This window comes from Methylobacter marinus A45 (assembly GCF_000383855.1).
GTDB classification, from domain to species: domain Bacteria; phylum Pseudomonadota; class Gammaproteobacteria; order Methylococcales; family Methylomonadaceae; genus Methylobacter; species Methylobacter marinus.
Genome location: NZ_KB912877.1, coordinates 1,954,835 through 1,975,195, shown reverse-complemented (window position 1 = coordinate 1,975,195; position 20,361 = coordinate 1,954,835). Strand labels below are relative to the sequence as shown.

Below are 20,361 nucleotides of genomic sequence, written 5' to 3'. Positions count from 1 at the left end.
ACGGATGAGTTTGTTGAAACTGGATATTTACCATGTCAGGAATATCCATCAAGAATCCATCAGACCTTCTCCAACAATCAATTTCGTTGTTGGAGAAAATGCCAGCGGCAAAAGCTCGCTGATAGAAGCTATTTTCATTCTCGGTCGGGCCCGATCTTTCCGTTCCACATCCATCAAGCCGGTTATCAGTTTCGATCAATCGCATTTAATCGTTTCCGCGCAAGCGCTGCAACCGGATGGCAGCCATTGCCATTTGGGCATTCAACTGGATGGCAAGGATTTTGAAATTCGTATCAACCAGCAATCCAGACAGAAAAAGTCGGATTTAGCCTATGCGCTGCCTATGCAATTGATACATCCGAAAAGTTATGAATTGCTCGACGCCGGCCCGCAGATCAGGCGCGAATTTATAGACTGGGGCGTCTTTAACGACCAGGCGAATTTTTTGCCGGTCTGGCGCAGATTCAAAAAAGCATTATTGCAGCGTAATTCCTTATTAAAAACCAAGCAGCTTGAACAAATCAATGTTTGGGATAAAGAACTGGTTTATTACGGTACAATAGTCGATAACTACCGCCAGCAGTACCTGCAAAAGTTAAAGCCTGTTTTTATTGAGATTATCAAGCGGTTTCTCGACATCGGCTGCATAGACATCCTGTTGACTGCGGGATGGGATGGCTCAAAGCCCTTTCAGCAGGTTTTGACCGAAGACATGGATAAGGATCTGCGATATGGATTTACCCACAGTGGACCGCATCGTGCAGACTTTCAATTATTGGTTAATGCCAGACTGGCAAAAGATTTTGTTTCACGCGGCCAGCTGAAACTGCTGGTATTGAGCCTGAAACTTGCACAGGTTCAACTGCTGGCTAACGAGCGCGGCAATATCGGCTGTATTCTGGTGGATGATTTTGCGGCCGAGTTGGACGTGACGAACCGGGCCAAGCTACTTGCTTATCTTGCTGAGTTACAATGTCAGGTTTTCATCACGGCAACCGAACAGGCTGATCTTGGCGATTTAAGCCGGTTAAAAGAATATAAAATGTTCCACGTGGAACATGGACATATAAAACCCATGTAATGTTTCACGTGGAACATTACGGCAACAACAGAAAGCGGACAACTACATGAGTAATCACAACGATCAATACGACAGTTCCAACATTCAAGTTTTAAAAGGGCTGGATGCAGTAAGAAAACGGCCGGGCATGTATATTGGCGATACCGATGACGGCTCCGGTTTGCATCATATGGTTTTTGAAGTCGTGGATAATTCCATAGACGAAGCCTTGGCCGGTTACTGCAAGGAAGTCAGAGTGATTATTCATAGTAACGGCTCGGTTTCAGTAACCGATGACGGGCGCGGCATTCCGGTCGATATTCACGAGGAGGAGGGGCGTTCGGCGGCGGAAGTGATTATGACCGTGCTGCATGCCGGCGGCAAGTTCGATGACAATGCCTATAAGGTATCAGGCGGCTTGCATGGCGTCGGTGTCTCGGTCGTGAATGCCTTGTCGGAAGAATTGAATCTGGAAATACGCAAGAACGGCCAGTTGCATAAACAAAAATACATCATGGGCGAGCCGGTCGCGCCTTTACAGGTTGTCGGGCCCGCCGAAGGCAGCGGCACCTTGATCAACTTCAAGCCCAGCTCCCAGACGTTCAGCGATGTGGAATTCCACTACGATATTCTGGCGAAGAGGCTCAGGGAGCTGTCATTCCTGAATTCGGGCGTGCGCATCATCCTCGAGGACGAGCGCAACGACAAGAGCGATGTGTTCGAGTTTGAAGGCGGCATCAGCGCCTTTGTCGAGCACCTGAACAAGAACAAGACGCCGCTGTTCCCGGAGGTATTCCATTTTGTCGCCGAAAAAGAAGGCGTCACCGTCGAAGTGGCGATGCAATGGAACGATTCCTACCAGGAAAACGTATTCTGCTACACCAACAACATCCCGCAGCGCGACGGCGGCACGCATCTGGCCGGTTTCAGAAGCGCGCTGACACGCACGATCAATCAATACATCGAAACCAGTGGCCTGGCGAAAAAGGAAAAGGTTGCCACTACCGGCGATGACGCCCGGGAGGGCCTGACCGCCGTGCTGTCGGTCAAGGTGCCGGATCCGAAGTTTTCCTCGCAAACCAAGGACAAACTGGTTTCATCGGAAGTCAAACCGCTGGTCGAATCGACCATGAATGAGAAATTGCAGGAGTTTTTGCTGGAACGGCCGCAGATCGCCAAAGCTATCACCGGCAAAATCGTCGACGCGGCCCGGGCCAGGGAAGCCGCGCGCCGCGCCCGTGAAATGACGCGGCGCAAAACCACGCTGGATATTGCCGGCCTGCCGGGAAAGCTGGCCGACTGCCAGGAAAAAGACCCTGCTCTATCCGAACTGTTTATCGTGGAAGGGGACTCGGCCGGCGGCTCGGCCAAACAGGGCAGGGACCGCAGAACCCAGGCCATTCTGCCGCTGAAAGGCAAGATTCTGAATGTCGAGAAAGCGCGTTTCGATAAAATGATCTCATCCGAAGAAGTCGGCACATTAATCACGGCCTTAGGCTGCGGCATCGGCAAGGATGAATACAACCTGGACAAACTGCGTTACCACCGCATCATCATCATGACCGATGCCGACGTCGACGGTTCGCACATTCGCACCTTGCTGTTGACGTTCTTTTACCGCCAGCTGCCTGAAATCGTCGAGAAAGGCTATATCTATATCGCCCAGCCGCCGCTATACAAAGTCAAGAAAGGCAAGCAGGAGCATTACGTCAAAGACGATATGCAATTAAATGAATACCTGATTCAACTGGCGCTCGACAAGGCGCAGTTGTTTACCGATGCCTCGGCCCCGCCGATCCAGGGTCAGGGCCTGGAAAAACTGGCCCGGGAATACACCGGCGTTGTCGCTACCATCAATCGGTTATTCAGACGCTACGATGAAAGCTTCCTGGAGCAATTGGCTGTTATGGGTGTGCTGGATGATGAGATTAAACAGGACCGGGAAAAGCTTGCTGACTGGCTAAGCGAGCTGGAACGGCAGCTGAATCAGAAAACCGGCGAAGCGGTGTTTGCAATAGAACTCGATTATAAGGCCGGCAATGATTTCTCTGTCGTCGTCAACAAACGCCTGCATGGCATCACAAAAACCTTTGTCCTGACGGCGGCGTTTTTTGCCGGCAAGGACTACAAGCAAATCGCGCAGTATGCGCAGGATACCACCGGTATGTTCAGCGAGCACTCCTTCATTCAGATGGGTGAACGCCAGCAGCAGGTCGGCAGCTTCAAGCAAGCGTTTGAATGGATGATGCGGGAAGTCAAAAAAGGCCAGCACATCCAGCGTTACAAAGGTCTGGGCGAAATGAATCCGGAACAGCTGTGGGAAACCACGCTCGATGCCAACAACCGTCGGCTGCTGCAAGTCAGAATCGAGGATGTGATTGCGGCTGATGAAATTTTTACCACGCTGATGGGCGATGTGGTCGAGCCGCGCAGGGACTTCATCGTTAAAAATGCCTTGGATGTGACTAATCTGGACGTGTAATTATGCTGAGTTATCCGAATATCGACCCGATTGCCATTAGTATCGGCCCTTTGAAAATTCACTGGTACGGCCTGATGTACCTGATCGGCTTTGCCGCCGTCTGGGTGCTGGGCAAAAAAAGAGCCGAACAGCCCTGGTCGCCCATCAAGCCCGAGGCGATTGAAGACCTGGTGACCTACGGCGCCCTGGGCGTGATTCTGGGCGGCAGAATCGGCTATATCCTGTTCTACGGCTTCGGCGAATTTCTGAATGATCCGCTGGTCCTGTTCAAGATCTGGCAGGGCGGCATGTCGTTCCATGGCGGCATGCTGGGCGTATTTGTCGCGATGTGGCTGTTCGCCAGGAAACAACAGTGCACGATGATGCAGCTGACCGACATCATCGCGCCGCTGGCGCCTATCGGCCTGGGCGCAGGCCGCATCGGTAATTTCATCAACTCGGAACTGTGGGGCCGCACCACCGATGTGCCCTGGGGCATGGTATTTCCGAACGGCGGACCGCTGCCGCGGCACCCCTCACAACTGTACGAGGCGTTTCTGGAAGGCATCGTGTTATTCACGATTCTCTGGATTTATAGCCGCAAGCCCAGGCCGACCATGGCGACGACCGGCCTTGCGGTCATGCTGTACGGCTGCTTCCGGTTTTTCGTCGAATTCTTCAGAATGCCCGATGCGCATTTGGGATATCTGGCGCTGGACTGGGTGACCATGGGCCAGATCCTGTCCACGCCCATGATCATCATCGGCGCCCTGATGTTTTATTTTGCCCACAGAAAAAGCGCATGAAACCGTATCTTGATCTGCTCGATAAAATCTTTAAGGATGGCCACCTGAAAGGCGACAGGACAGGCAGCGGCACGCTGTCGATTTTCGGCCATCAGATGCGCTTCGCCCTGGACCAGGGCTTTCCGCTGATCACGACCAAAAAAGTCCATCTGAAATCGATCATTCATGAATTGCTGTGGTTTCTGAAAGGCGATACGAATCTGGCTTATCTGCATCAGCATCAGGTCAGCATCTGGGATGAATGGGCTGATGAACAGGGGAACCTTGGGCCGGTGTATGGGCGGCAATGGCGCTCGTGGCCGACGCCTGACGGTCGGCACATAGACCAGATCCAACAGGTTGTCGAACAACTGAAAGAGACGCCGAACAGCCGGCGCATTATTGTCTCGGCCTGGAATGTGGCTGACCTGCCCGATGAGCGCATCAGCCCGCAGCAGAATGTCTCCCAGGGCAAAATGGCGCTGGCGCCCTGCCATGCGTTTTTTCAATTCTATGTGGCCGACGGCAAGCTATCCTGTCAGCTCTACCAACGCAGCTGTGATACGTTTCTGGGAGTGCCGTTCAATATCGCCAGTTATGCGTTATTGACCCATATGGTGGCTCAGCAGAGCGATCTGGCAGTCGGCGATTTCATCTGGACCGGCGGTGATGTGCACCTCTACCTGAACCATCAGGAACAGGCCAAACTACAATTGACGCGTCAGCCTTACGCGCTGCCGACGCTGAAAATAAAACGCAGGCCGGCATCAATTTTCGATTATCAGTATGACGATTTCGAGATTGCCGATTATCAGACGCATGAGGCTATTAGAGCGCCAATTTCCATTTAATTGACGAGGGAATGATTGTTGGAATGGGTGAAGCTTAGTAATTAATGGATTTGAGTATAATCTTTGGCGACCATAAATAGGAAATTGGCATGTCAAGTGTTGATTTCAAAATTAATAATATTAAACTGCTTTAATATTATTAATTTTCAATGTGACTGATAACTATTGATAATATCAAATGATCCTTTGTTTATTTTTATGAATAAATAAGGTCTAGAAAAAAGTCGGTTACTCGCAATAACCGACTTTTATTAAAGGGTCCGTCAAGTTGAAATTGATGACGGTTTATTAACCAGCATTATTAACCTGTAAAAAAGGAGATTCCTTAATGCTAGATATTTTGAAGAAAATACTGATTGCTAATCCAAGCGATAAAATGGCCATCATCGCGATGATGGGACTGTTAGTCGCAATTTTGGCTTTAGTTCTCAGTTTAAAAATTAGCAAATTTTTATAACACTTTGTTTCCCTGTGTGAGTAGCACAGGGAGGCTTTTTTTGAAGTGTACCTTACAATATCAAAAAATATTTTAGGAACAAACAAATGCATGAAAATACACTAAAGTAGTTTTTTTTTCAATAGATTTTTCTGCACATGTTAAATCCCAGCATTTTCGAAGCCCCTGATGCCGGGTTTCCGCTAAAGCTCCAACCCGGCCTACACATGCTCGCAGGCCACATCCCGATCGATAAAGTCCATGATCTGCCGTTCGTCGCTGAAATTGCCGTAGGCCAGCAGCAGCTTCACGTAAGCCGTCTCCAGCGACAGGTTCCAGAGCATTTGCGCGCCCGCTTCCAGTAACTCGCGCGTGCTTTCGTAGGCGTTGTCGGATTTCACCGCCGGCGCCAGATAGACTTTGATGCCGCGTTCCCGGCATTGCCTGATGAAGACCAGCAGCGAAAACTGATCGCCCCATTGCGCCGAGGAACAGGCCGTGCCGGAATGGTATAAGTCGTGCAGCACCACATCGACCGCATCCAGATTGATATAGCGATAATCCAGCCCCGGATACGGCTTGACCAGCAGCACGCGCTTGGAAAAATCGGCCTTCAGCGGCACGGGCTGGCGCTGTTTATGGGTGTCGGTAAAGCCGTTTTGCGTGAAAGCGCCATTGACGAACCGGCAATGGCTTTTGCCCTGCACGCTCATGAAATCGCCGCCCAGTTGCAGCGACGACGCCAGGCGCGTGCCCCGGTGCAGCTGCGTGGTCTGGTTGCGGTTGGTGTAGGGGACAAACACGCCCGGCTCGTGCCGCTGCAGGATATATTCAACGGCGCAGATAAAATTGGGCAGGCCGTTGGCTTCGGGATGATCCAGCGGCCGATCACTGGAAACCAGCAGTATCGGGATATTTAGCGTATTGAAGTACAAATCCAGCGCCGCCGCGGTAAACGCCAGCGTGTCGGTGCCGTGGGTGATGATGATGCCGTCGTAGCGGCCGATATCTTGCGCCTCGATGACGGCAATAAGCTTTTCCCAGACCACTGGCGCGAGATTTTCGCTCAGGATCTGAATGGGCTGGATGCTGTGGAAACTGATCTGTTCACGGCTGGCGTGGTGCTGCTGAAACAACTGGATCAATTTGTACGGTGCCGCATCGGAGGTGCTGATGGTGCCGCCGATTGCCGTGGAGCCGATTGTTCCTCCGGTGAATACAACCAGAATATTTTTCATAGTATGATGCAGTAGTTTGTTAATAATACCTTAAAGAATATCAAAGCATTTGTGCATTAAAAATGAAAATATCACTTATCGTCGCGATGGCTAGCAATCGGGTTATCGGCATCAATAATCAGCTGCCGTGGCATTTATCGGCCGACCTTAAACGCTTCAGACAGATCACCATGGGATCGCCCATTGTCATGGGCCGGAAGACCTATGAATCGATAGGCAGGCCCTTGCCCGGCCGCACAAACGTGATCATCAGCAGGGACCCGGCCTATCGGCAGGAAGGCTGCCTGGTTTTTAACGATATTGAAACAGCGATGGAAAGTTGCTGTCGAAAGTTCCAGGAAGTTTTTGTAATTGGCGGTTCGGAGCTTTATCAATCGATGCTGCCGTTGGCCGATACGCTTTATGTGACCTTGATCCATAAGGCATTTTCAGGCGATGCTTTTTTCCCGGAAATCGATACCCGGCATTGGGCCGAGGTGTCGCGCGAGGATGTTGACAGCGATCCTGACGCCGGATTCGGCTACAGTTTTATAAAATATGAAAAAATAAAATAAACCAATGGCTTAAGTTAGATTTGATGCCGGGAAGGGATTGAAGGAATAGGCCGGTCTGTTAACCCATACTATCGAGCATAAGGAAGGGTAAAAATGATTCATTCAATCGATTACGGCAGACGTCAGTTTTTACAGTATTCCGCTTTCGGTGCGGCGGCCGCGATGATTCCCGAACTGCTGCTGGCCAACCCCAAGTCGGCAAGCAGCGTTCCGACGCCGGGTTTCAAACCCGATGTGGAAATCGAATTCTCGGCGCGCGAAGTGCTCGTGCCTATCCTGAACAACGGCGCCGAAACCAGGGTGCAGAAATACTTCGCAAAATTGTTGAAAGGCCCTGAAAACACGGTGCAGTCGTTTGAAGACAGCTATTTGGGGCCGGCGCTCAGTTTCGTGAAAGGCCAGAAAGTCAGAATCTACTTCTACAATAATCTGTACGAGCCTTCGATCGTACACTGGCATGGCATGCATGTGCCGCAGAAAAGCGACGGTCACCCCATGTATTCGATCGAACCCGGTGAACGCTTTGTCTATGAATTTGAAGTCCTGAACAACGCCGGTTCCAGTTTCTACCACTCGCACGCGCATAATCTGACAGGACCGCAGGTTTACTTCGGACTTGCCGGCCTGCTCAAGGTCACCGATGAAAACGAAAAAGCGCTGGGTCTGCCGGATGGCGAATACGACCGGCCGCTGGTCATCCAGGACAAGCAATTCAATCGTAACGGCCAGCTGCAGTACGTGCGCGGCATGCGCGACCGCATGATAGGCTTTCTGGGCGATACGATCCTGGTCAACGGCAAGCCCAATGCCGAATTCTCCGTCAAAACGCGCGCCTACCGGTTCCGGGTGTTGAATGGTTCCAACTCGCGCATCTACAAGCTGGGCTGGGATGACGGTACGCCGCTGACGGCGATCGGGTCCGCCGTCAGTCTGCTGGAAAAGCCCGAGACCAGGCCCTATATCATGTTGGGACCGAGCGAACGGTACGATTTATGGCTGGATTTCAGCGGCCGTCCGGTCGGCTCGAAGCTGGTCCTGTACAGCCTGCCTTTCAGCGGCACCATGCCGCCGATGTTTGAGCGTATGCAGCGCATGCGCGGAGGCGGCATGGGGATGATGGGCGGCGGACTGGCTCAGGGCGAGAAATTCCCGATCGCGATATTCAACATCACCGAGAAAGTCGGCGATTCCCCCGAATTGCCGGCGCGGCTGGCGTCCTTGAAAAAGCTGAGCGAAAGCGATGTCGATAATGCCGATAACCCGCTGCCGATTGCGATTACCGAGAGACACATGAGGCCTTTGGTGAACGGGCGGCCTTTTTCGCTGGACGAGGTCATGGAGATCGAAAAGGTCAAGCTGGGCTCGATCAAGAAAATCAAGATCTTCCATCCGCATGAAGCCCATCAGGAACAGGGGGCTTCAGAGCAAAGCCATGACATGGAAGGCATGGGCCACGGCGGCGGACGGGGAGGCATGGGGATGAGGGGGGATAGAGGCGGGGGCATGGGCATGATGGGAGGCATGATGATGGCGATGGCGCATCCGATCCATCTGCACGGCCAGCAATTCCAGGTGCTGTCGCGCAAAGAGGGGCATGTCGACAGGCAAGACTATGAGACCGTCAGACACGGCTTTATCGATGTCGGCTGGAAAGACACGGTGCTGGTCATGCCCGGGGAAGAGATCGAAATCATCAAGCCGTTCCAGGACTTTAAGGGCTTGTTCCTTTATCACTGCCATAACCTGGAACATGAGGATCTGGGCATGATGCGGAATTTTTATGTGCACTGACGGCCATGGTGGGAGCGATGCCCTCATCGCGACTTGCCGGGCGGGGGCGGAAAAGGCCTTAACTTGGCGACATCGAATGTTATTTTAGCCGAATCCTAACAGACCGAGTAAACCTTGTCGGGCTTTTTGGCGCCGGGGCAATCGATACTGAAACGCTGCACGGGCTCGCCCAGCTTCAAGGCGGTCAGCTGACCTCCCCAAAGACAGCCTGTATCGATGGCGTAGCAATTTTGGCCCTCATAATAGCCCAAAGTGGACCAGTGGCCGAAGATGATGCGCATGCCGGCGTTTTTGCGGTTAGGCACCTGAAACCAGGGTATCAGTTTTTCAGGTTGGGAGCCGACAGGCCCGCTATGGATGAAATCCAGGCGACCGTAGGCATCGCAATAGCGCATGCGCGTGAAGCAATTGATGATAAACCGCAGTTTGGCCAGGCCGGTCAGCGTCGGCGACCAGATATCGGGCTTGTTGCCATACATGTGCGTTAACAGGCGCTGATAGTCTGGGCCTCTTAAGGCTTTCTCGGCAAATACGGCCATCTTCCGGGTCTTGTTGAAATCCCATTGCGGCGGCAGGCCGGCATGTAGCAGACAGAATTTGTCGTTGTAATGGAACAGCGGGCGGTGCCTGAGCCAGTCTAGCAATTCATCGCGGTCCGGCGCGTCCAGCACCTGAGCCAGCGTATCGTGCTTGCCGGGCGGTCTTGGCGAGCAGGCCGCGGCCAGCAAATGCAGATCGTGGTTGCCGAGCACGGTCACGGCGGCGTCGCCGAGCCCCTTGACGAAGCGCAATGTTTCCAGCGACTTCGGCCCGCGGTTGACCAGATCGCCCGCGAACCACAACTGGTCCGTGTTTTCATTGAAAGCGATGGCGTCCAGCAGTCTTAACAGCTCATCAAAACAACCCTGAATATCGCCGATGGCATAGATGGACATTTAACTAGTGCAGGGTTCTGGGGATGGATAGCGTGAACCGGGGAATGGCGGCATCGAAATCATAACCCTCATCGGAATGCATCGTGTAATTGCCCTGCATCGTGCCGACCGGCGTCTCTATCATGGCGCCGCTGGTGTAGCGGAAGGTTTCACCGGGCTTGATATAAGGCTGCTCGCCGATCACCCCTTCGCCCCTGACTTCCTGAACCTTGCCGTTGGCATCGGTGATCAGCCAGTGGCGCGTCAGCAGCTTGGCCGGAATTTCGCCGATATTAGTAATCGTAATCGTATAGGCGAAAACATAGCGGTTCTCATCAGGAGAAGACTGCGCTTCGATGAAATGCGGCTTGGCTTCAACTAATATTTTATTTTTTTCGCTCATTATTAGATGATATAGATTAATAACGTAGCTATTTGATCGTAACTTACCACTAAACGCAAGCACCTATTCCGCATGAAATACAAAGCCGTCTGTTTTATCCTGGGGTTCGCATTGTCCGATATGGCTTACGCGGAGGATATCAACGACTTGTTCGCGGCGGCGATGACGGGCAAGGTTGAAAGAGTGGAGTCCCTGCTGGCGCAGGGCATCGATGTCAACGGCAGAACGGCCAGCCAGCGCACGGCTTTGATGGCCGCGAGTTTCAGCGGCAACCGGCGCATCGTCAAAACCCTGCTCGGATACGGCGCCAACGTCAATCTGGCCGACAACGCCGGCAACACGGCATTGATGGATGCGCTGGTATTCGGTCATGAAGCCATCGTCAGCTTATTAATTGCCGCCGGCGCCGATGTCAACGCGGCCGACAAGCAAAACGTCACGGTCATGGTGAAAGCCCAAAAAACCAGCGGCGAAGCCATCATCAAGCTGCTCGAAAAAGCCGGCGCCAGGGAAGAGGGCGACAGGCCGATTGAAGATACCCCGTCGAAAACCCCAAATGCCGGGAAACCGGAGCAGAAAAAATAATTCGTTACCAACACCGATCAGGATAAGACATTGCATATTCACATTTTAGGTATTTGCGGGACATTCATGGGCGGGCTTGCGCTGATCGCAAGGCAGCTGGGCTATCAGGTCAGCGGTTCGGACCAGAATGTGTACCCGCCCATGAGCACCCAGCTCGAACAACAAGGCATCCAGCTGATGGAAGGCTACCGCGCCGAAAATCTCGATGGCAAGCCCGATCTGGTCATCATTGGCAATGCCCTGTCGCGCGGTAATCCGGAAGTGGAAGCGGTGCTGAACAAGGGACTGAAATACGTATCGGGGCCGCAATGGCTGTCCGAGCACGTGTTGCAGGACAAGTGGGTACTGGGCGTGGCCGGCACGCACGGCAAGACCACGACCACCAGCATGCTGAGCTGGATACTCGAGCACCAGGGCTTCAAGCCCGGCTTTCTGATCGGCGGCATCCCCTTGAATTTCGGCATTTCGGCCAGGCTCGGCGAATCCTCGTTTTTTGTCATCGAGGCCGATGAATACGACAGTGCCTTTTTCGACAAGCGTTCCAAATTCGTCCACTACCGCCCGCGCACGGCCATACTGAATAATCTGGAATACGATCATGCCGATATCTTCCCCGATCTCGATGCCATCAAGCGCCAGTTCCACCATCTAGTGCGTACCGTGCCCGGCGAAGGCCAGATCATCAGCCCCAAGAACGACGCCAATCTCCAGGACGTCCTGGCCATGGGCTGCTGGACGCCGGTCACTCACACCTCGATCGACGCCGACGCGCCGTGGAACGCCGAATTGCTTCAAGCCGACGGCAGCCGGTTCAATGTATGGCAGGACGGCAGGGTGCAGGGTACGGTCGACTGGACCCTGACCGGCCGGCATAACGTTTACAACGCCCTGTCGGCGATCGCGGCGGCCCGGCATGTCGGCATCCTGCCCGCCGATGCCATAGCGGCGCTGGCGAAGTTCCAGAACGTCAAGCGGCGCATGGAAGTCATCGCCCGCATCAACGACGTCACGATTTATGATGATTTTGCCCACCACCCTACCGCGATCGCGACGACGCTGGACGGCCTGCGCAAACAGGTCGGGGCCGAGCGCATCATCGCCATCGTGGAGCCAAGGTCCAATACCATGCGCATGGGCGTGCACACACAAACCCTGGCGCAATCCCTGAGCGGCGCCGATCAGGCTCTGATCTACCAGCCGCCGGGCCTGGGCTGGGATTTGAGCGCGCTGAAAAAATATGCCGGCAATATTGAAATCTGCCAGTCGCTGGATGAAATCATCGCTAAACTTAAACGGGAAGCCCGTTATGGGGGGCATTTCGTGCTGATGAGCAACGGCGGTTTCGGCGGTATCTATCAGCGCCTGCGGGATGAATTAAGTTGAAGACTGAATAACCACGAAGAACACGAACGCCCTGTCTCCGGGGGGCGTTCGTGTCCTTCATGGCGAATAATAATAAAGGATACTTGGAGCGCATCATGAGTCGCATCGTCTGGCTGTTAGCAGTAATGTTGTTTTTTCCCCCGCTCGCTCCGGCCGAGCCGCTGGCGCCGGAACAGGTGCCGGCGCCGCTCAAACCCTGGATCGACTGGGTGCTGCAGCATGACCAGGACCGCGTCTGTCCCTTTATCTATAACAGCTACGAGCAAAAGCGCTGCAGCTGGCCGACCCGGTTAAGCCTCGACATCACGCCTGAAAAAGGCACCTTCGCCATTAGCTGGAAAGTCTATCAGGAAAGCTGGGTCAGCTTGCCGGGCGATCATCGCTACTGGCCGCTCAATGTCACAGCCAATAACCAACCGGCGCTGGTCACGGATAAAAACGGCAGGCCGGCTGTCCAGCTGGAGGCCGGGGTGTACGAGATCAAAGGTCAATTTCTATGGGAGTCGCTGCCGGACATCCTGACCATCCCCGGAGACACCGGTCTGATCAGTCTGCATGTCAACGGCAAGCCTGTACAAACTCCCTCCATCAAGAACGGGCAACTGTGGCTGAAAGACAGCGACAGCGGCCGGCGAAAGTCCGAAGACCAGCGGAACAGCCTCGATATCCAGGTGTTCCGTAAAATCATCGATGACGTGCCGTTACGGGTTTTGACGCGCATGGACCTGGAAGTCTCCGGCACGCAACGCGAAATCAAACTCGCACTGCCGTTGCTGGAAGGTTTTATTCCGCTGCAGTTACAAAGTCCATTGCCGGCCCGCCTGGAGCCTGACGGGCAGTTGCTGGTCCAGGTGCGGCCCGGGCGCTGGCAAATCGAACTGCAGGCCAGAAGCACGGGCGAACTGACCGCGATACCGCTTGCGGCAAGCAAAGACTGGCCAAACGAGGAAATCTGGGCTTTCAATGCGCTGCCCGACCTGCGCGTGGTCGAGGTTGAAAGCTTAAACGCGGTCGACCCGAGCCAGACCAACCTGCCCGAGGATTGGAAAAATCTGCCCGCCTATCGCATCAATCAGGGGCAGGCCATGAAATTCAAGCTGATACGCCGCGGCGATCCGGAACCCGAACCTAACCGGCTCAACCTGACGCGCAAACTGTGGCTGGATTTTGACGGCGCCGGCTATACCATCAATGACCTGATCAGCGGCCGCATGACCCGCGGCTGGCGGCTTAATGCCCAGCCCCGGACACAGTTGGGCCAGGTCATGCTGGACGGCCAGAGCCAGCTCATCACCCGCGATGCCGACAGGCAGGGCGTGGAAGTCAGGCAGGGCCGCATCACCCTGGACGCCGACAGTCGCATAGTGGGCGGCATCGGTACCCTCAGCGCGGTCGGTTGGGAGCAGGATTTTCATAACGTCAGCGCCGAACTGAACCTGCCGCCGGGCTGGCGCCTGCTGGCGGCGGGCGGCGTCGACAATGTGCCGGACAGCTGGATTGCCCGCTGGACACTGCTGGATTTGTTTCTGGTATTGATCGCGGCGCTGGCGATCGGGCGCCTGTGGCATCCGGCCTGGGGGGCGTTCGCCTTGCTGACGCTGGCGATCATCTGGCACGAGCCCGGCGCGCCTCATTTTGTCTGGCTCAATATCCTGGCCGCGACGGCGCTGATTAAAGTCCTGCCGCAAGGCAAATTCCTTAAATTCATGACCTGGTACCGCAACGCTTTCTGGCTGGTGCTGATCGTGATCGCGATTCCGTTCATGGTCGATCAGATACGCATGGGGCTTTATCCGCAGCTGGAAAAGCCCTGGCAAACGCTCATGCCGCCGGAATATCCAGCCACGGCCGCGATGGCTCCGCAGCCTGAGGCGATGATTATGCAGGAACAAATGATGAGGAAATCGATGCCGGATCAGGTCAGGGCAGGCGCCGCCTTTGACAAAGACCAGGCGGTCAGCTTCGAGCGCATCGACCCCAACGCCAAAGTGCAGACCGGCCCGGGCCTGCCGCAATGGCAATGGACCAAGGTCCATCTGTCATGGAACGGTACCGTGGACAGCAGCCAGGAGCTGAGTTTGTGGTATCTGTCGCCGGTCATGACCATGCTGCTCAATTTCCTGCGCGTGGCCTTGATTACCGTGCTGGCCCTGTTGATGTTCGGCCTGGTCGAAAAATCCCGATTCAAGCTGAAAACCGCGACGCCGTTGCTGCTGTGGATTTTACTGCTGCCGGCAATATCGATGCCGCCGCAACCGGCCTATGCCGATATGCCCGATCAGGCCATGCTCGACGAGCTGCGCGACAGGCTGCTGGCAGCGCCCGACTGTCTGCCGGGCTGCGCGCAGATTCCGCAAATGCATATAGCCGTCGCAGACCAGGCCTTGACGCTGACTTTGCGGATTCATGCCCGGCAGTCCGTGGCCGTGCCTTTGCCCGCCGAATACGAGCAATGGTTTCCGGGTCAGGTCTCGGTTGACGGCGAAGCCGCCCAGGGCCTTTACCGCAGCGGCAACGGTTTATGGATCAACCTGAGCGAAGGCGACCATCAGGTGGTGCTGAGCGCCGCGCCCTTGTTGAACCGGTTCACGCTGCCGCTGCCGCTGAAGCCGCGTCATGTCACCATCGAAGCGAGCGGCTGGCAGGTCAGCGGCACGCAGGAAGACGGACGCGTCGATGACCAGCTGCAATTCAGCCGCGTCAGCCAGACCCAGGATACTGCCAGGACAACGCTGGAACCGGGCGTTCTGCCGCCGTTTGTCAGCGTCAAGCGCACCTTGCAGCTGGGCCTGGACTGGCGCGTTATCACGCAGATCAACAGGATTTCGCCAGCCGATTCGGCCGTAGTCATCGCCGTGCCGCTGCTGCCGGGCGAATCGGTCACGACGGCGGGCGTGCGCGTCAAGGACGGTAAAGTCGAGGTCAATATGCCGCCGCAGCAGACCTTCATGGAATGGCAATCGGTACTGAAAAAATCCGAGCGGATCGAACTGACGGCGACGCCGACGGATCGCTGGCGGGAAATCTGGACAGCCGATGTCAGCCCCATCTGGCATATCGAAACCTCGGGCCTTGCCACGATCCATCAAAACCATGATGGACACTGGCTGCCGACATGGCGTCCGTGGCCCGGTGAAAAAGTGACGCTGGAAATCACGCGGCCGCAGCCGGTGGCAGGCCAAACGCTGACGATCGATAACAGCCGCCTCAGCATCAGGCCCAGCAAGCGCATACAGGAGGCCGAGCTGAAAATCAGCCTGCGCAGTTCCCAGGGCACTCAGCATACCCTGACGTTGCCCGAACATGCCGTGCTGCAATCGGTTAGCATCGATGGCGCGATTCAGCCCTTGCGGCTAAAAGGCCGTACGCTGACCGTGCCGATTCATCCCGGCAGGCAGGATATTGCACTGAGCTGGCAGCAGGCGCTGGAAATAGCGCCGATCATCAGCACGCCATCCGTGGATCTGGGCCAGGACAGCGTCAATGCCAGCCTGAATATGGGCCTGGGTCAGGATCGCTGGGTCTTGTTTACCCTGGGCCCCAAATTCGGCCCGGCCGTCTTGTTCTGGGGCGTACTGATCGTGATCGTGATCTTATCGCTGGGCCTGGGCAAAATCCGCCTGACGCCGTTAAAAAGCGGGCACTGGTTTTTATTATTGGTCGGGCTCAGCCAGATACCGGTTTCATCGGCCGTGATCGTGGTCGCCTGGCTGATGCTCCTGGGCTGGCGCTCCAGCAAGCCGATCGCCCAGGCCGATTATTTCAATCTGCTGCAGGTTGCTATCGGCCTGTTGACGCTGGTGTCGCTGGGCCTGCTGTTCGCGGCCGTCGAACAGGGCCTGCTGGGATCGCCCGATATGCAGATCACCGGCAATCAATCCTCGGCTTTCAATCTGAACTGGTATCAGGATAGAAGCGCATCGACGTTGCCGACCGCGATGCTGATATCGGTGCCGCTAATCGTGTACCGCTTGCTGATGCTGGCCTGGTCGTTATGGCTGGCCGCATCGCTGCTGAACTGGCTCAAATGGGGCTGGGGGTGTTACTCGCAGGGCGGTTTCTGGAAGAAAAAACCGGCCAAGCCTAAAGAGGCAGCGGTTGAGCCGGAAAAATAATCTAGAATCGTAGGGTGGATTTGCCTTGGCAATCCACCAACAAGCGGAGCCTTGAAACCGTCATGTTCCGCGATATTACTGGCCTGTTTGAAATGGCGGTTTGCTGCGCGAAACCGCCCTACGCTTTTCCATATTGATTTGATGACAGGGAGGTTTTATGCCGAATTATCGGCGGGTTTTTGTGCCGGGCGGTTGTTATTTCTTTACGGTCAATTTGCTGGAACGCAAACGGACCCTGTTGACCGACCATATCGATCTGTTACGCGATTCCGTCCGCACGGTGCGCCGGTTGCATCCCTTTCATATTGATGCCTGGGTGGTTTTGCCGGATCACATGCACTGCGTCTTGACGCTGCCGCCTGATACCGATGATTACCCGCTTCGTTGGCGCTTGATAAAACTGCTGTTTTCCAAAGGTCTGCCAGCGACCGAACGCTTATCGGCAGTCCGGAAACGACGCGGCGAGCGGGGCATTTGGCAGAGACGCTATTGGGAGCATATGATCCGTGACGAACGGGATTATGCCCAGCATATCGATTACATCCATGTCAATCCGTTGAAACACGGTTATGTGAAACAGGTTGTCGATTGGCCGTATTCGACGTTCCACCGTTATGTTGCGGATGGGCTATTATTTATAGATTGGTGCGGCATCCCTGATGATTTGCCGACAGCGGCGGAATGATAGGGCGTAAGAGAGATGAATCGTAGGGTGGATTCGCCTTGGCAATCCACCGACAAGCGGAGCCTTGAAACCATCATGTGCCGCAATATTACTGGCCTGTTTGAAATGGCGGTTTGCTGCGCGAAACCACCCTACGCTGCTCTTTAATAACCTCAATATTCTGACTGTCGATGGCGCCAATCAGGCCTATGATTCGCTCAGTGGCGTTCAGCATACCTACAGCAATATCATTGCCCTGCATTCGATCAACCAGTTCAATGGATTATTGTTCGACCGCATCCAGGGCAATAACCAGTTCCTAGCCCACGATGGCAAGCTTATGCTTGCCTATAATGAAGCCGACACCATGACCGATGCGGGCGTCTCGCTCCTTGACGGCAATCTGCCTTCCCAACGCGGATGGTGGCTGCGTGGTGCTGGCAATTATGGGGATATTGAGGGCACGCGCAATGCGAGCGGCGCTCATTACAAGGCAGGCGGCATGGCTCTGCCGGTATCGACTTCGATCTTGACGAAAAGCTCACTCTCGGCGGCGCCTTCGGCTACACCCGTACCGATGCGGATGTAGCCGAAGGCGACCTTGATGTCGATACTTACCAGGGAGCGATTTACGGCAGGCGGCTACTCAGTCATGACTACTATGTCAGCGGCGCCGCCGGTCTTGGCTACCATGACATCAATGCCAACCGCCGTGTCACGGTCGGCCTCTCGACCAGCACCGCCAGGGCTGACTATGATGCCTGGACAAGCAACATCGCCGTCGAAGGTGGGCGCGAATTCATCATCGACACCGCCACCCGCATCACCCCCCCTTGCCGGACTCGAATATGCGCACATTCACCGTGAAGGCTTTACCGAGGAAGGAGCCGGTGCGGCCGATCTGAGTGTCAGTCGTGACCAGCAGGACTCGCTGCGCTCAACTACCGGTGCCCGTATCGCCCACAGCTGGACTACTGGTAACGGCTATCGCATTCAACCTTCCGCCGAACTGGCCTGGGTACATGAGTTCATGGAAACCGAAGCTGGTATCCGTGCTGGCTTTGCCACCGCCTCCAAAGTTGCCTTCGGTGTAGATGGTCCCAAACTCGATCGCGACCGTGCCAAATTGGGGCTTGGCCTCAATGTGCAGCTCACTGAGACGGCCTATCTGAACCTGGGCTATCAGGGTGAATTCGCTGGCACCGATAATCGTCATGATATCTCTGCTACATTGAAGATGGCGTGGTAAAACCGCGCCCGCCGAATACTTGGTCTGGGTGGCACAGATGCAGACAATTACACATTGGCCGACTCCGCTCCGGGAAACGGTGTATAAAGACCACGGGCGCGTCTAAATCCGTCGTTGCTGTTTAAGCGCACACAAATAACTGGTGTCAGAGTAAAACTAAATCTTATAGAGACACCTAAATTCTTTTTAGAATACACGTTTGAATATCGGATAAAGGGTGCTTTCTGGGTAAAGACGACAGTAACAGGCAACCTCAAGATGCCCGGCATTTAACCGATCATGCCGGTTTTAGAGGCATTAGGCACAATTATCATGAAGAAATGGATAAAGATCATGGTTGCCTGGAGATTCGCCGGTATTGGATTGCCGATGGATTATGCACGTTGCTGAAAACCGAACGCTGGAGGGCTCTGGACAGTCCTGGTATGGTTGAGCGCGAATGTCGGCAAGGTGAGGCTCGCGTCAATCATGCCCAAATCTTATTCGGAAGGCTTACATTCCCAGGCAACCGGCTGTGGTTTTATATGATATTGCTTAATACCAGTTATTTAAGACAGCGATGAATGATTAAGCATGACGACTTTCAATTTTCAACAGTTCTCGGTTCGGCAGAAGCAATCGGCCATGAAAGTATGCACCGACAGTATTCTGTTCGGCGCCATGGCGCCTGTTAACGGCGGTGATCGGGTGTTGGATGTCGGCGCGGGTACGGGGGTGTTGTCATTGATGGCCGCGCAACTGGGCGCCGCGCACGTGACGGCTGTGGAACTGACTGACGAAGCCTATCAGGAATGCCGCATCAATTTCGGAGCGAGTCCATGGGCAGATCGCCTCACGTCCGTTCATCAGGATATTCAGAATTTCGCCCTTAAGGCAGCCGGGCAATCATACGATCTGATCATCAGCAATCCGCCGTTTTTTGACAATCATTTCAAGTCTGGCGATCCGCTCAGGCATATCGCCAGGCACACTGACCGGCTTAGCTATGCCGATTTGATCGGGATTGCCGATCGTTTAATCGCGCCGGAGGGACTGCTGTATCTGTTGATGCCGCTCCATGCCGTAGCGAAGTTTGCCGCTGCCGCGGCAGCATCCGGTTTTTACCTGGTCAGGCAGACCGATTACCGGGCTTATACGCACAGCGAGGCTAAGGTTGCCGCGCTGACGTTCAGCCGCACGGCCGCTGTTTTGGTCAAGGATAATCTGATTGTTTATGAATCCGCAGGCGTGTATACGCAAGTCAGCGAACAGTACTTATCGGCTTTTCTGCTGCGGTTTTTGAGGACGGGAAAGTAGGAAGTCTGGATCGTGGCAGATACACATCCCTGTGCATCCGATGCTTGGAATCGTTAAAGATTAGTTGATGACGCGGTGTCCGCGGTTTCTGAGACAGTTGGAATAGGCTCTCTTGTAGGCATCTCTCGCCTGATAGCCTTGCAGCGCGCCCCCGGCAACGCCTAGGGCCGATGCGCCTATCGCCGCGCCTTTTCCGGCATTGCCGCCAGTGGCTGCGCCTATCGCCGCGCCGCCCGCGCCGCCGATCAGACCGCCGACCGCCGCGCCTTTAGCGGTCTCTGTCAGCGTGCCGCCAGCGCTTTGCTCGGCGATTTGCTGACACTCCGCCATGTCCTGGTTGATTCGATAAGCGTAAGGATCATTGTATGGATCCACGGTCGGGGTCCAGCCAAATCCTAAAGTATTTCCAAAGCCCCCCTGATTGGCGCAAGCAGTGATCAGCGTGCTGGCCATGAAAACGATACCGACGGTTGTTAATTTTTTCATTGTAGTACCTTGTATTGAGTTATTACTTGCTTGCAGTTTAGATAATAATTTATGAATAGTATATGAACCGGCTTAATTTAATCCAATGTC

Annotated in this window: 19 protein-coding genes; 15 read left to right on the top strand and 4 right to left on the bottom strand. The window is 54.6% G+C overall.

The genetic code is table 11. From position 1 onward, the window contains the following. The first annotated feature begins 4 nt into the window (after positions 1–4). The 5 genes from recF to METMA_RS28035 all read left to right on the top strand — a co-directional run bounded on the left by recF (position 5) and on the right by METMA_RS28035 (position 5,614). Positions 5–1,081 (top strand): DNA replication/repair protein RecF, encoded by a 1,077-nt coding sequence (gene recF, locus METMA_RS0109080; RefSeq protein WP_020158769.1) that lies wholly within the window; start codon positions 5–7, stop codon positions 1,079–1,081. Positions 1,082–1,127: 46 nt separating this feature from the next. Further along, entirely contained in the window at positions 1,128–3,542 is a 2,415-nt protein-coding gene (gene gyrB, locus METMA_RS0109075; RefSeq protein WP_020158768.1) for a DNA topoisomerase (ATP-hydrolyzing) subunit B, read from the top strand. A 2-nt stretch (positions 3,543–3,544) separates the two neighbouring features. Beyond that, a complete protein-coding gene (gene lgt / locus METMA_RS0109070) occupies positions 3,545–4,327 on the top strand; it encodes a prolipoprotein diacylglyceryl transferase (RefSeq protein ID WP_020158767.1) in 783 nt (260 codons plus the stop codon). Continuing rightward, positions 4,324–5,157, top strand: a complete 834-nt coding sequence (gene thyA / locus METMA_RS0109065; RefSeq protein ID WP_020158766.1) for a thymidylate synthase — start codon at positions 4,324–4,326, stop codon at positions 5,155–5,157. The genes lgt and thyA overlap by 4 nt, the downstream gene beginning before the upstream one ends. A 328-nt stretch (positions 5,158–5,485) precedes the next feature. Continuing rightward, complete coding sequence (locus METMA_RS28035; protein ID WP_020158765.1) at positions 5,486–5,614, top strand: hypothetical protein; 129 nt, start codon at positions 5,486–5,488, stop codon at positions 5,612–5,614. A gap of 200 nt (positions 5,615–5,814) precedes the next feature. On the opposite strand, the gene METMA_RS0109055 is transcribed toward METMA_RS28035, so the two are convergent. Continuing rightward, on the bottom strand, positions 5,815–6,831 hold the full coding sequence (locus tag METMA_RS0109055; RefSeq protein ID WP_020158764.1) for an asparaginase: 1,017 nt from the start codon (positions 6,829–6,831) through the stop codon (positions 5,815–5,817). Between the two features lie 62 nt (positions 6,832–6,893). Between METMA_RS0109055 and METMA_RS0109050 the strand changes: the two genes are divergently transcribed. After that, positions 6,894–7,385, top strand: coding sequence for a dihydrofolate reductase (locus METMA_RS0109050; protein WP_020158763.1), 492 nt, complete (start codon positions 6,894–6,896; stop codon positions 7,383–7,385). Positions 7,386–7,478: 93 nt separating this feature from the next. Then, entirely contained in the window at positions 7,479–9,176 is a 1,698-nt protein-coding gene (locus tag METMA_RS0109045; protein WP_020158762.1) for a multicopper oxidase family protein, read from the top strand. A 95-nt stretch (positions 9,177–9,271) separates the two neighbouring features. On the opposite strand, the gene METMA_RS24330 is transcribed toward METMA_RS0109045, so the two are convergent. Together METMA_RS24330 and apaG are read right to left on the bottom strand one after the other, a co-directional pair. Next, positions 9,272–10,111, bottom strand: coding sequence for a symmetrical bis(5'-nucleosyl)-tetraphosphatase (locus tag METMA_RS24330; RefSeq protein WP_040590477.1), 840 nt, complete (start codon positions 10,109–10,111; stop codon positions 9,272–9,274). A 4-nt stretch (positions 10,112–10,115) separates the two neighbouring features. After that, positions 10,116–10,493, bottom strand: a complete 378-nt coding sequence (gene apaG / locus METMA_RS0109025; RefSeq protein WP_020158758.1) for a Co2+/Mg2+ efflux protein ApaG — start codon at positions 10,491–10,493, stop codon at positions 10,116–10,118. Positions 10,494–10,565: 72 nt separating this feature from the next. On the opposite strand from apaG, the gene METMA_RS0109020 reads away from it, so the two are divergent. From METMA_RS0109020 to METMA_RS0108980, 8 genes are all read left to right on the top strand, one after another. Continuing rightward, positions 10,566–11,078, top strand: a complete 513-nt coding sequence (locus tag METMA_RS0109020; protein ID WP_020158757.1) for an ankyrin repeat domain-containing protein — start codon at positions 10,566–10,568, stop codon at positions 11,076–11,078. A 30-nt stretch (positions 11,079–11,108) separates the two neighbouring features. Beyond that, positions 11,109–12,461, top strand: a complete 1,353-nt coding sequence (mpl, locus tag METMA_RS0109015) for a UDP-N-acetylmuramate:L-alanyl-gamma-D-glutamyl-meso-diaminopimelate ligase (RefSeq protein WP_027147175.1) — start codon at positions 11,109–11,111, stop codon at positions 12,459–12,461. A gap of 95 nt (positions 12,462–12,556) precedes the next feature. After that, positions 12,557–16,576: a hypothetical protein gene (locus METMA_RS0109010; protein WP_040590474.1), complete on the top strand. Its 4,020-nt coding sequence runs from the start codon at positions 12,557–12,559 to the stop codon at positions 16,574–16,576. Positions 16,577–16,733: 157 nt separating this feature from the next. Further along, complete coding sequence (locus tag METMA_RS0109005; RefSeq protein WP_020158754.1) at positions 16,734–17,261, top strand: REP-associated tyrosine transposase; 528 nt, start codon at positions 16,734–16,736, stop codon at positions 17,259–17,261. Positions 17,262–17,325: 64 nt separating this feature from the next. Further along, entirely contained in the window at positions 17,326–17,829 is a 504-nt protein-coding gene (locus tag METMA_RS0109000) for a hypothetical protein (RefSeq protein ID WP_156830475.1), read from the top strand. Continuing rightward, positions 17,757–18,107 (top strand): autotransporter outer membrane beta-barrel domain-containing protein, encoded by a 351-nt coding sequence (locus METMA_RS28190; protein ID WP_084254187.1) that lies wholly within the window; start codon positions 17,757–17,759, stop codon positions 18,105–18,107. The genes METMA_RS0109000 and METMA_RS28190 overlap by 73 nt, the downstream gene beginning before the upstream one ends. After that, positions 17,995–18,489: an autotransporter outer membrane beta-barrel domain-containing protein gene (locus tag METMA_RS26360; protein WP_156830474.1), complete on the top strand. Its 495-nt coding sequence runs from the start codon at positions 17,995–17,997 to the stop codon at positions 18,487–18,489. Before METMA_RS28190 ends, METMA_RS26360 begins: the two co-directional genes overlap by 113 nt. Before the next feature lie 573 nt (positions 18,490–19,062). Next, entirely contained in the window at positions 19,063–19,785 is a 723-nt protein-coding gene (locus METMA_RS0108980) for a tRNA1(Val) (adenine(37)-N6)-methyltransferase (RefSeq protein ID WP_020158749.1), read from the top strand. A 60-nt stretch (positions 19,786–19,845) separates the two neighbouring features. On the opposite strand, the gene METMA_RS0108975 is transcribed toward METMA_RS0108980, so the two are convergent. Then, positions 19,846–20,271 carry a hypothetical protein gene (locus tag METMA_RS0108975; RefSeq protein ID WP_020158748.1) on the bottom strand — a complete coding sequence of 142 codons (426 nt, stop codon included), beginning with the start codon at positions 20,269–20,271 and terminating at the stop codon, positions 19,846–19,848. Positions 20,272–20,361 lie beyond the last annotated feature (90 nt).